Genomic DNA, 12,198 nt, shown 5'->3' on the forward strand with positions numbered 1-12,198 from the left:
CGCGCCGCAAGCGTCGGCGCTCCCTCACCTACCCGGAAAGAGCCGCAGCAGCCATGGCAATTCAGCAAGGTACGACCCACACCTGGATCAAGTCCTCCTACTCCACGGGGAACGGGGCCTGCGTGGAGGTGAAGTCGCCCGGGCCGGACGCCCTCGCGGTCCGTGACTCCAAGGTCCGGGCCGGCAGCCGGCTGGGCTTCACCGGCGTCTCGTGGTCGGCCTTCGTGACCGCGGTGCACCACGGCGCGTTCGACCGCGGCTGAGGGCTCCTGACGGCACCCCGCAGGGCGGTCGGCCACCCTCGCCGGACGGTCGACGAGACGCTCCGGGGTGCCGCGGGGAAGGGCGAGGGGATTGCCCGTCGCGGATCCGCCGGCGGATCTGTCAATGCCGGGGGTAGCGTTCCAGCCAGATGTCGCTGGCGTTGCCGGGGGCGTGCAGCGTGGGTCCCTGCGTCATCTCCAGAGCGAAGTCGTCGGCCAGCTCCAGGATCGTGGCCCGGCCCTCCAGGCCGGCCAGCCAGTCCGGGGGAAGCGCGGTCTCCCCGTGCAGGGCGCCCAGCAGGTTGCCGCAGACGGAGCCGGTGGAGTCCGAGTCGCCACCGTGGTTCACCGCCAGCAACAGCCCGTGCCGCATGTCCTCGGCGACCAGCGCGCAGTACACGCCGATCGCCAGCGCCTCGTCCGCCGTCCAGCCGGCCCCGAGCGATTCCACCAGTTCCGCGCTCGGCAGGCCCTGCCGGACCATGCCCAGCGCTCGCCGCAGCGCCTCGGTGGTCTCGTCATGGCCGGGCAGGTTCGCGATCTGCACCAGGGCCTTCTGCACCGCGGCGTCCAGGCCGTCCCCGCGGACCAGCGCGTGCACGATCGCCGCGAAGGCGCCGGCGGCCAGCTGGCCGGTGCGGTGCCCGTGCGTCTGTGCCGCGCATTCGACACTGAGCTGCACCACGAGCTGCGGGTCCCAGCCGACCAGCAGCCCGAAGGGCGCCGACCGCATGACCGTGCCGCAGCCCTTGGAATCGGGATTCTTCGGCTTCTCCACCGTGCCCAGCACCGCGTCGGCGAGCCCGGTGAGGCAGGCCCGGCCGGGAGCCCGCTGGGCGTACAGCCATTCCTGCGCCCCCAGCCAGCCGTTCTCCGGGCGGCGCTCGTCCGGCCCCCACTCCTTCTGTGTGCGGTACCAACGACGGTAGGCGGCGTGCACGTCGGACGGTGGATGCCAGGCGCCGATGTCCCGCCGGACGTGGGCCCGGATCAGCCCGTCCACGGTGAACAGGGTCATCTGGGTGTCGTCGGTGACCGCCCCCAGCCGCCCGTAGGCCGGCACGTAGTCCGTTACGCCCTTGGGGCCGTGACGCTCGCGTATGGCGGCCAGCGAGTCGAACTCGATGCCCGCGCCGAGGGCGTCCCCGATCGCCCCACCGAGCAGGCAACCGCGCACCCGGCTGCGGAAATCCTGCTGCTCCACCCGCCCCCAGACGGCTCCGGAACCGGTCGGCGCGGTCACCGCACCCCTCCGATCATCGAGTCGGGGGCGGGGTGCCGGACGGCCCGCACTCCCACCCATCGGCCTGAGGGCACTGTAATGGACGCCCGCGCTCCGGGACCGTGACCGGACCCGGAGAACGCCCGGTCCGCGGCCGGATCCGGACGGCCCGGTCAGCCGGGCGCGTCCGCTCCCACCACGGGCAGCAGCCGGGGCAGCTGCCCGTCCGCCGCCAGGGCGGTGTCCCGGCGCTCGGCGGGCACCTGACCGTAGGTGGTGGTCCGCAGCCGGAACGGCCGGCCCGCCGCCTCGGCGATGGCGCGCAGCTCCGCCACCGAACGGTGGGAACCGTAGGAGGAGCCGGCCATCCGGGAGATCGTCTCCTCCATCAGGGTGCCGCCCAGGTCATTGGCGCCCGAGCGCAGCATCTCCGCGGCCCCTTCGGCGCCCAGCTTGACCCAGCTGGTCTGGATGTTGGTGATGTGCGGGTGGAGAAGCAACCGTGCCATCGCCGTCACCGCCCGGTTGTCCCGGGCGGTGGGGCCGGGACGGGCGATGCCGGCGAGGTAGACGGGGGCGTTGGTGTGGATGAACGGCAGGGTGACGAACTCGGTGAAGCCCGGGACGCCGCGCTCCGCATTGCCCTGCTGGATCCGGGCGAGCGTCCGCAGGTGCCCGAGCCAGTGCCGGGGCTGGTCCACATGCCCGTACATCATGGTGGAGGAGGACCGCAGGCCCAGCTCGTGCGCGGTCGTGACGACCTCGATCCAGGTGGCGGCGGGCAGCTTGCCCTTGGTCAGCACCCAGCGCACCTCGTCGTCCAGGATCTCCGCCGCCGTACCGGGGATCGAGTCGAGACCCGCCTCCTTCGCGGTGGCCAGCCACTCCCGGAGGGACAGCCCGGTCCGGGAGGCACCGTTCACGACCTCCATGGGGGAGAACGCGTGCACATGCATGCCGGGGACGCGCTCGGTGACCGCACGGGCGATGTCGAAGTAGGCCGTGCCGGGCAGGTCCGGGTGGATGCCGCCCTGCATGCACACCTCGACGGCCCCGACGTCCCACGCCTGGGCGGCGCGGTCGGCCACCTGGTCCAGCGAGAGGGTGTAGGCATCGGCGTCGGTGCGGCGCTGGGCGAACGCACAGAACCGGCAGCCGGTGTAGCAGACGTTGGTGAAGTTGATGTTGCGGGTGACGATGCCGGTGACCTCGTCCCCGGCCACCTCCTTCCGCAGCGCGTCGGCGGTCGCGCACAGGGCGTCCAGCGCCGGACCGTCGGCGTGCAGCAGCGCGAGGGCCTGTGCGTCGGTGAGCCGGGTCGGGTCGGAGGCCGCGACCGAGAGCGCCGCGCGGACGTCCGCGTCGATGCGTTCCGGCGCCATTCCGGCGGCGGCCTGTTCGCGCAGCGCGGCCCAGTCGCCGTACACCTCGTCGAAGTCGTCCCGCCGGTCGGAGGTCCGGCCGACGGTGTCGATGGACCGGTGCAGGTCGGTGCGCCCCGTCGCGGTGAGCGGCTCGTCGGGCTCCTGCCACGGCAGGCCCTGCGGGCGCGCGTCCTCCCGGGCCAGGCCGGTGTCGGGGTCGGCCAGTGCCCGCACGTGCGGCAGCACCCGGGGGTCCAGCCAGGGCTCGCCGCGGCGGATGAACTCCGGGTACACGGTCAGCCGCTCCCGCAGGGCGAACCCCGCCTCCGCGGTGCGTTCCGCGAGCCGCCCGATCTCCGGCCAGGGGCGCTCCGGGTTGACGTGGTCCGGAGTGAGCGGCGACACCCCGCCCCAGTCGTCGATGCCGGCCCGGATCAGCAGCGCGTACTCACTGTCCACCAGGTTCGGCGGGGCCTGGATGCGGGCGGCCGGACCGAGCAGCAGACGGGCGACCGCCACGGTGGCGGCGAGCTCCGCGAGTTCCGCGTCCGGCATACCGCGCATCGCGGTGTCCGGCTTGGCCCGGAAGTTCTGCACGATCACTTCCTGGATTCCGTGGTAGGACCGGGCGATCCGGCGCAGTGCGAAGAGAGCGTCCGCCCGCTCCGCCGTGTTCTCGCCGATACCGATGAGGACGCCGGTGGTGAAGGGAACGTTGGACCGGCCGGCGTCCTCCAGCACCCGCAGCCGCACCGCGGGCTCCTTGTCCGGGGAGCCGTGGTGCGGGCCGCCGGGCTCGGACCAGAGCCGGGTGGCGGTGGTCTCCAGCATCATGCCCATCGACGGGGCGACCGGCTTGAGCCGCTGGAAGTCCGTCCAGGACAGCACGCCCGGGTTCAGGTGCGGGAGCAGACCGGTCTCCTCCAGCACCCGCACGGACATCGCGCGCACATAGGCGAGGGTGTCGTCGTAGCCGTGCGCGTCCAGCCACTCGCGGGCCTCGGGCCACCGCTCCTCGGGCCGGTCCCCCAGGGTGAACAGCGCTTCCTTGCACCCCAGGGCCGCGCCCTGCCGGGCGATGTCCAGAACCTCGTCGGGGGACAGGTACATCCCGTGACCGTCCCGTCGCAGCTTGCCGGGGACGGTGACGAACGTGCAGTAGTGGCACTTGTCCCGGCACAGCCGGGTCAGCGGGATGAACACTTTCTTGGAGTAGGTGATGACCCCCGGGCGTCCCGCCGCTTCGAGCCCGGCGTCACGGACCCGGGAGGCGGCCGCGGTCAGCTGCTCGAGATCCGCGCCCCGGGCGCGCAGCAGCACCTCCGCCTCGGCCGCGTCCAGCGCCACTCCGTCGCGGGCCCGGCGCAGTGCACGCCGCATCGCGTTGGCCGTCGGTCCCTGCTTGCTCGTCGTCATGGGTCGAGCATAGGAGCGAGGTCCCGGCCGGAACCCGGCCGGAGGCCGGAAGAGGGTAGTGCCGTGGACGGGGAACCGTCCCGGCGCCGGACATGAGACATTGGGCAGGCCGGTACCGGAGGTCCTCTCCCACTTGAGGTGTACAGGAGGCACACTGTCCGGAGCGCGAGTGCGTGGAACCAGGAGTGCGGCGCAGAAGCAGGGGAGTTCATGGCCGTTGGTGAGGGGTCCTCGGAACGAGGAGAGAGCCCGCGCACATCCGCCCTGCGGTTCACGGTGCTGGGTCCGGTGCGGGCCTGGTGCGACGGTGAGCTGCTGCCGGGCGGTTCCCCGCAGCAGAGAGCGCTGCTGGCGGAGCTGCTTCTGCGGAACGGCAGGACGGTCACCGCGCAGGAACTGGTCGACGCGCTGTGGGGGGAGGAGCCCCCGCAGCAGGCGGTGCCGACCCTGCGCACGTACGCCTTCCGGCTGCGCAAGGCGCTGGGGCCGCGCGCCGAGGTGCTGGCCAGCGAATCCGGCGGGTACGCGCTGCGGCTCGGGCCCGGCGACGCGCTGGACCTGAACCGCCTGGCGGAGCTGACGGCCGGCGCGGAGCAGAGCGCGGCGGCCGGCGAGTTCTCCCGGGCCCACGAGCTGTACAGCGCCGCGCTGGAGCTCTGGGACGGGGAGGCGCTCGCCGGCGTGCCCGGCCCCGCCGCCGAACAGCACCGCACCCGGCTGGCCGAGGAGCGCCTGCACCTGCGGGAACAGCGTCTGGAGGTGGGGCTGAAGATCGGCCTGCACGCCGAGTCGGTCTCGGAGCTGACCTCGCTGACGACCACTCACCCGCTGCGGGAGCGACTGCCGGAGCTGCTGATGCTCGCGCTTTACCGCAGCGGGCGGCAGGCGGAGGCGCTCGCCGTCTACATGGACACCCGGCAGCGCCTGGACGAGGAGCTGGGAGTCGAGCCGCGGGCCGAACTCTCCGGTCTGCACCAGCGGATCCTGAACGCCGACGAGTCGCTGGCCGTCACCGGGGAGCAGGCGGCCGGCACCGCGCCCGCCCCCCGGATACGTCCCGCGCAACTTCCCGCGGCGGTTTCCGACTTCACCGGCCGGAAGGCATTTGTGGCGGAGCTGAGCGGGCAGCTCGCGCAGGCGGGCGGTTCGGTGATGGCCGTTTCCGCGGTGGCCGGCATCGGTGGCGTGGGCAAGACGACGCTGGCCGTCCAGGTCGCGCACGCCGCCCGCGAGCACTTCCCGGACGGCCAGCTGTACGTCGATCTCCAGGGCGCGGGGGCGGACCCGGCCGAGCCGACCGCCGTCCTCGGCACCTTTCTCCGGGCCCTGGGCACCCCGGACTCCGCGATACCGGAGAGCCTCACGGAGCGCTCCGGCCTCTACCGCTCGCTGCTGGACGGCCGCCGGTTACTCGCTCTGCTGGACAACGCCCGGGACGCCGCACAGATCCGCCCCCTGCTCCCGGGCAACCCCGGCTGTGCCGCGCTGGTCACCAGCCGCACCAGGATGGTCGACCTGGCCGGTGCGCACCTGGTGGACCTCGATGTGATGAGCCCGGAGGAGGCCCTCACGCTCTTCACCCGGATCGTCGGGGCCGAGCGGGTCAACTCCGAGCGGAAAGCGGCCATGGACGTGGTCGCCGCCTGCGGCTTCCTGCCTCTGGCCATCCGCATCGCCGCGGCCCGCCTGGCCGCCCGGCGCACCTGGACGGTCTCCGTTCTGGCCCGCAAGCTCAGCGACGAGCGTCGCCGGCTGGACGAGCTCCAGGCGGGTGACCAGGCGGTCAAGGCCACCTTCGAGCTGGGGTACGGGCAGTTGGAGGCCGGCCAGGCCCGTGCCTTCCGGCTGCTGGGCCTGGCCGAAGGGCCGGACATCTCCCTGCACGCCGCCGCCGCGCTGCTCGACCGGGATCCGGAGACGGCCGAGGACATCCTGGAGTCGCTGGTCGACACCAGCCTGCTGGAGTCCGCCGCGCCGGGACGCTACCGCCTCCACGACCTGGTCCGGCTGTTCGCCCGGGCCTGTGCCGAGCGGGACGAACAGCCCCCGGAGGAGTGCGATGCCGCGCTCTCCCGCCTGCTGGACTTCTACCTGGCCACCACCGCGGGCGTGTACGCCCGGGAACGCCCCGGTGACCGCACGCTCGCCCACCTCGCCCGCACCCGTCGGACCGGACTGGACCCGGCCGGCCGCGAGGCGGCTCTGGACTGGCTGTACTCGGAAGCCGAGTGTCTGCTCGCCTGCGTGCGGCAGACGGCCCGTGGGGACACGCTGCCGCTCGCGGCCGACATCCTCATCGCGGGCAAGGACCTGGCCGAGTCCGGAGCGTTCTCCCGGCAGTACGAGCAGACCGCACTGGTGGTGCTGGCCGCCGCTCAGCAGGCCGGCGATGCCCGTGCCGAGGGCCGGGCACGTGTCATGCTGACGCACGGTCACAGTGTCTCCGGACGCTTCGTGGAGGCGGATGAGGAAGCCCGGCAGGCCATGCTGCTGGGAGCCGTCACCGAGGACCCGATCGCCTGCGGTTACGCCCCGAACGACCGGGCCATCATCGCGCTGTACCAGAAGCGGTACAGCGAGGCGGAGGCGTATCTGGAGCGGGCGATCGCGGTGTTCCGGGCGGACGGCAACCAGCCCGCCGAGGCCAGCTCGCTCTGCAACCTGTCGCGGGTGCACCTCAGTACGGGACGCACCGCGTCCGCGGTCGAGCTGGCGCTCCAGGCCCACGCCAGCTACGAGCGGATGGGCATCACGCTGCGTCTGGCGAACGCCAAGTACGCGCTGGGGCTGGCGCTGACCGAGGCGGGCCGGCACACCGCCGCCCTCCAGCGGCTGGGCGAGGCCCTGGCCATCTTCCGGGAGAACCGCCAGCGGCTGTGGGAGGGCATGACCCTGTTCAGGCTGGCCGAGGCACACCTGGCCATGGGGCGTGCCCCGGAGGCCGCCGTCCTTGCCGAACAGGCTCTCGGTCAGTTGCGCGACATCGGCGGTGCCTGGCGCCGGGCCAATGTGCTCACGGTCCTCGGTCATGCCCTGAACCGCACCTCGCAGCAGGTCCGGGCCCAGGCGTGCTGGCAGCAGGCGCTCACCACCTTCGAGGAGCTGGGAAGCCCGGAGGCGGCGGAGCTGCGCGCCCTGCTGGAATCGGCCAGCGTCTGATTCCGTACGGCGTTTATCGGTCATTCATCAACCTCTGTCAGGCTGCTCCCGCATGACCGACCGGCCGGGAGGCCGGGGGTTGTGCCGGCGCGGACACGAGGGGTGCCTCCCCGTCCGGTCCGCTCCGCCGTCACCTGTCCCTGCTGAACCAGGAGTCGAAGATGACTGACATCAAGCCGCAGGAGTCCACCGGAGTTCCCGTCCCGCCCAGCGAGCCCGTTGCTCCGGTCACGCCGCTGAAGGACAAGGACGGCACGGGGGCCCCGTCCGACCCGGACGAGCACCACGCCACGGGCGGCGGCGCGGAATAGCGGACCGGGAACGGGTCGCTCGCTCCACGGAAACGGCCGGTACCGGCCGCGGACGCTCCTTGCAGCGCTTCGCGGCCGGTTCTCGCTGTCCGGGCCGGGGCAGGCTGACGGAAGCAGGCCAAGCTTCCGCGCTATCCGGCCACTCCTACCCCGGAGTCCCACCGGATGCGACAGCGGGCGTCCTTCCCCACTGACACTCGTTCGTCTGACACCAAGGAGTCTGCATGGCGCACACCACCCGCATCCTCATCGTCGGCACCTTCCTCGTGGCCGTGACCGGTCTCGGCTCCGCCGCCGCGGTGGCGGACCACCACGCCACGGGCGGTCCCCAGGACCACCACGCCACGGGCAAGCCGCAGGACCACCACGCCACGGGCGGTCCCCAGGATCACCACGCCACGTCCGAGCCGCAGGACCACCACGCCACCGGCACCGGCGTTCGGTAGCGGCCGACGGAAGCGGAGGGCGGGCCCGCCGGGGTCCGCCCTCCGCTGCTGCGCGGGCGGCTGCGCCGGCCGAGGCGCGGCTCCGCCGGAGCCGACCGGGTTGTCCCACCGTTTATTGAACGTTTACGGCGCTCTGTCATTGTCTTTCCGAGGCCGCTCCTTCGGGGGACGGAGCGGCCTCGGGGGACGGGCCGCCCCGGCGGGGGATGGGCGGCTTGCTCGGGGGAAGGCCTGTTCGGCGGCCGTGGGGGAGTCGCCGAGCAGGCCCCGGCCGGGTGGCGTGGAGGGGGCGCCACCGGGCCGGCTTCGCTCTTCCGGTGCGGGAGGCACCGCCGCGAGCGACAGCGCCGCTGCCGACGGGGGCGTCCTCAGCCGACCTGGACGGTCACGGTCAGCGGGCGGTGGTCCGAGGCGTCGGAGTCCAGGAACCGGAACCGCTGGAAATCCACCTCCTCGGCGCCGAAAATCCAGTCGATGCGCACGCCCGGGTCGGGCTGGAACGCGGAGGGCTCCTCCGGGTCACCGGCCTCGTCCTGGGCGCTGCGGAAGCCGGCGTCCAGCAGGGTGTCGATCTCCGGATCACCGGGTTCCGCGTTGAAGTCACCGGTGAGCACGTCGAACGGGGTTCGGCGGTCGCCGCGCAGCAGGGCCTCGATCTGCTGCAGACGGGTGGCCTCGGCATCGGCGTGCTGCAGGTGGGTGGTGGCGACCCGGGTGGTCCGGCCGCTCTCCAGCTCCACCGTCGCCGCGGCGTAGGAGCGTTTCATCGTGCCGCCCGCCTGCGGAAGGACGACGGACTCGGGGTCCGTGAGCGGCAGACTGCTGAGGATCAGGTTGCCGAACTGCCGGTCGGCGGCCGGGGCCCAGACCGCCTCGACATCGAGCCGCTGTTCCAGCCACGTCTTCAGGTCGGTGCCACCGCTGATCGGCCAGCCCCGCGGCACCTCCTGGAGGACGACGACATGTGCCCCGGAGGCTTTGATGACGGCCAGGATGTCGTCAGGAACCACCTCGGCGCGGTGATCGACGCCGTAGTGCACGTTCCAGGAGAGCAGCTGGAAGGTGTCCCCCGGGGTGGCCGTGGGCAGCGGGGCCGGGGTGCCGCGGAGGGCGTCGGTGAGCGGCGGCACGGCGAGCAGGACGGCCGCCGCAAGCACCGGGAGCAGCGGCCGGGCCGGGCGGGACGGCTGCCGGGCCGGCCAGGCGGCCCAGGCCAGCAGGGCCGCACCGGCCAGCGGGAAGTAGACATTGGGGACCGGCATCGGCATCTCGTAGTGCGCCTGGTACGGCAGCACGACCAGGACGTATCCGAGGCCGCAGCCCGCCCCCGCCGCGCTCAGGGCCGTCAGCGGACCGCGCCCGGCACCGGACCGCTCGCCGGCGGCCCGCGGTGCCAGCGCCGCCGCCAGCACGGCCGGCAGTGCTGCCAGCGCGAGGAGCGTCGCGGGGGCCGAGACGCCGGGCACCGCAAGGATCAGGGCGAGCGCGACCACCAGCACGCCGGCCGCGGCCCGGTGTGCTCCCGGCGGGGAGGGCAGCACCGGCAGGGCGAGGCCCAGGACGACACCGGACGCGATCCACAGCCCGGCCGCGGCGGTGGACAGCCCGCTCTGCGAGGCGAGGAACGCCGGCGAGGCGAGGAACACCGTGAGCAGGGCCAGCGCCGGGCCGAGGACGGCCAGCCGGCGTCCGGGTGCCGCGGCCACCGGGCCGGCGCCGCTGTTCTGACGGTACGTCACCCAGGCCAGGAATCCGAGGAGTACGGCCAGGACCGTGGCCACGGTCCAGCCCACCGGTCCCCCGCGCCAGACCGGGTCCCACAGGTCAAGAGGCAGGCGCAGAGCCACATCGGCGCCGACCCCCAGGGCGACGGCCCGCGCGGCGCGCACCGGACCGTCCCCGGTGGCCGCGACGGTCCGACGGACCACCAGCAGCAGCGCGGTCAGTGCCACCGCGGCGGCCAGGCCGACCGTCAGCACCGCGCGGCCGGCGGGAAGCTGAACAATCAGCCGGAGCAGCGCGAGGGCGGCCACGGCCGCGGGTACGGCCTGCCCCATGCCGAACCGGTGGACGAGCGGCCCGGCCATCGCTGCGGCCCCGTAGGCCAGCACGGCGGTCAGGGCCGCCATCGGCACCCCCTGCCGGACGGCGACGGCGTCCAGCACCGGACCGGAGAGCCGCAGCAACTCCAGGGTGACCAGGGTGGTGAGCGCGGTGAGCAGGCTGAGCCGCGGGGTGAAGGGCATGGGCGCTGAGGCTAGTACCGCCGGGCGGCGGCGGGCCAGCGGTCGGCACCGGGAACCCGCGCGGGCGTGCGGTACAGCACCCGACTCGACACCCCGATAAGGGCACATGCGCCCCATGTCCGACATGCGGCTCCGGTCCGCCGGACGTAGCGTCGGCAGCAGGACCCCTCGCGGAGGAGCCCCTGATGATACGCAACCTGCTCGGCTCCCTGGCAGCCCTCGCCGGGGCCGTGACCGCCGTGCTCAGCCCGTTCCGGCCCTGGTACGACGGCCGCCCGGGCCGCGAGATCGCGTTCCGGGAGCTGCTCTCCGACGACGGCCTCACCGGCACGGAGGCTGATCTGTTCGGGGGACTGTTCCTGATCACGCTGGGAGCCGGGATTCTGGCACTGCTGGCCGTACTGTCCCGCTCCCGGCTGCTCGCGGCCCTGGCCGGGTGCGTGGTGCTCGGAGTGAGCGGGCTGTGGATGGCCCGGCAGTACCAGCTCGCGGACCAGCTGGTGGTCGGCCGCGGCGGCCTGGAGGCCGGGGCACTGAGCGCGGTGGGCGGCGGGCTGCTGTTGTGGTGCGGGGCGTGGCTGATGACGGGGCGGCGGGCGGCGGAGCCGTCGAGCACCCCCACCCCGGAGGCCGCGGGCGGCTCGGTGATCGAGGGGCGGTGGCCGGCCGCCGGGCCGGTCGGGGAGGGCTCGCCCCCGGGGTTCCGCCGGGACGCGGCCTGAGCCGCGCCCCACCGCGCTCCCCCGCCGCGGCGCGCGGTGCCGCCCCGGGCGGCACCGTCCCATCGGCCCCCGGGCGCCTGCTGTGGCGCCCGCTTCTTTCTCCTCGGACAGGGGTTGACAGGTGTTTCCGCCCTCAGTACGTTTCCGCGAAACCAATCAATCGATCGATTGATTGGTGACGGAGCGAGGAGGACTCGACCATGCGGAGACCCATGACACGACGCGCGGTGACAGCACTGGCGGGCTGCCTGACAGCGGCTCTCGCCGCCACCGCGTGCGGCGGCTCACCGGAGGCGGCGGAAGCCGCGGACGACGACGCGGCGGGCTACCCGCTGGTCGAGGACGGGAAGCTGACCTTCGCGATGAGCGGCCAGTACCGGCCGTTCAACTACTTCGACGAGTCCGGCGAAATCGCCGGCTTCGACGTGGACCTCGGCGCGGAAATCGCCGAGCGGCTCGGGCTCGAGCCCAACCCGGTCACCGGCCCCTTCAACTCCCTCGTCGCCGGACTCAAGTCCGAGCGGTACGACCTGATCATCGGCTCGATGTCACCGACCGAGGAACGGAAGAAGGAAGTCGACTTCACCGACGAGTACTACGTCGCCGGTGCGCAGCTGTTCGTCTCGGACGACTCGTCCGTCACCTCGGTGGACGAACTCGAGAACGCCTCGGTCGGCGTGGTCCTCGGCACCACCTTCGAGGAGTTCGCCGACGAACAGGCCGGAATCTCGGACGTCACCACCTACACCAGCGACAACGAGGCGCTGCGGGACCTGGCCAACGGCCGGACCGACGCGGCCATCACCACCAACCTCCTGGGGCTCTACCAGATCAAGGAGACCGGGCTCACCATCAAGCCGGTGGGCGAGGTGCTGTTCCCGGACCCCGCCGCGATCGCGAGCCAGCAGAAGAACACCGCACTCACCGCCGAGGTGAACGAGATCCTGGCCGCCCTCAGGAGCGACGGCACCTACACGGAGCTCAGCGAGAAGTGGTTCGGCGTGGACATCAGCGCGAACGACGCGTCCTGACCGGAACCCCAGGCCACC

9 protein-coding genes are annotated in these 12,198 nt (G+C 73.1%); 6 read left to right on the forward strand and 3 right to left on the reverse strand.

The window, feature by feature from the left end:
* Positions 1-53: 53 nt before the first annotated feature.
* A complete protein-coding gene (locus PJ985_RS06020; protein WP_271682485.1) occupies positions 54-263 on the forward strand; it encodes a DUF397 domain-containing protein in 210 nt (69 codons plus the stop codon).
* Positions 264-384: 121 nt separating this feature from the next.
* Here PJ985_RS06020 and PJ985_RS06025 read toward each other — a convergent pair whose 3' ends face one another.
* Positions 385-1,506, reverse strand: a complete 1,122-nt coding sequence (locus PJ985_RS06025) for an ADP-ribosylglycohydrolase family protein (RefSeq protein ID WP_271682486.1) — start codon at positions 1,504-1,506, stop codon at positions 385-387.
* Positions 1,507-1,658: 152 nt separating this feature from the next.
* Entirely contained in the window at positions 1,659-4,265 is a 2,607-nt protein-coding gene (locus PJ985_RS06030) for a bifunctional FO biosynthesis protein CofGH (protein ID WP_271682487.1), read from the reverse strand.
* Positions 4,266-4,475: 210 nt separating this feature from the next.
* Here PJ985_RS06030 and PJ985_RS06035 point away from each other — a divergent pair, with 210 nt between their 5' ends.
* The 3 genes from PJ985_RS06035 (at position 4,476) to PJ985_RS06045 (ending at position 8,181) form a co-directional block, all read left to right on the forward strand.
* Complete coding sequence (locus PJ985_RS06035; RefSeq protein ID WP_271682488.1) at positions 4,476-7,424, forward strand: AfsR/SARP family transcriptional regulator; 2,949 nt, start codon at positions 4,476-4,478, stop codon at positions 7,422-7,424.
* A 161-nt stretch (positions 7,425-7,585) separates the two neighbouring features.
* Positions 7,586-7,735 (forward strand): hypothetical protein, encoded by a 150-nt coding sequence (locus tag PJ985_RS06040; protein WP_271682489.1) that lies wholly within the window; start codon positions 7,586-7,588, stop codon positions 7,733-7,735.
* Positions 7,736-7,959: 224 nt separating this feature from the next.
* Complete coding sequence (locus PJ985_RS06045; protein ID WP_271682490.1) at positions 7,960-8,181, forward strand: hypothetical protein; 222 nt, start codon at positions 7,960-7,962, stop codon at positions 8,179-8,181.
* Between the two features lie 368 nt (positions 8,182-8,549).
* Here the strand turns inward: PJ985_RS06045 and PJ985_RS06050 are convergent, their stop codons facing one another.
* On the reverse strand, positions 8,550-10,427 hold the full coding sequence (locus PJ985_RS06050) for an endonuclease/exonuclease/phosphatase family protein (RefSeq protein WP_271682491.1): 1,878 nt from the start codon (positions 10,425-10,427) through the stop codon (positions 8,550-8,552).
* A 185-nt stretch (positions 10,428-10,612) separates the two neighbouring features.
* Here PJ985_RS06050 and PJ985_RS06055 point away from each other — a divergent pair, with 185 nt between their 5' ends.
* Positions 10,613-11,149, forward strand: a complete 537-nt coding sequence (locus PJ985_RS06055; protein ID WP_271682492.1) for a hypothetical protein — start codon at positions 10,613-10,615, stop codon at positions 11,147-11,149.
* Positions 11,150-11,361: 212 nt separating this feature from the next.
* Positions 11,362-12,180, forward strand: coding sequence for a transporter substrate-binding domain-containing protein (locus PJ985_RS06060; protein WP_271682493.1), 819 nt, complete (start codon positions 11,362-11,364; stop codon positions 12,178-12,180).
* Positions 12,181-12,198 lie beyond the last annotated feature (18 nt).

It is taken from the genome of Streptomyces sp. ACA25, assembly GCF_028200735.1.
Lineage (GTDB): Bacteria > Actinomycetota > Actinomycetes > Streptomycetales > Streptomycetaceae > Streptomyces.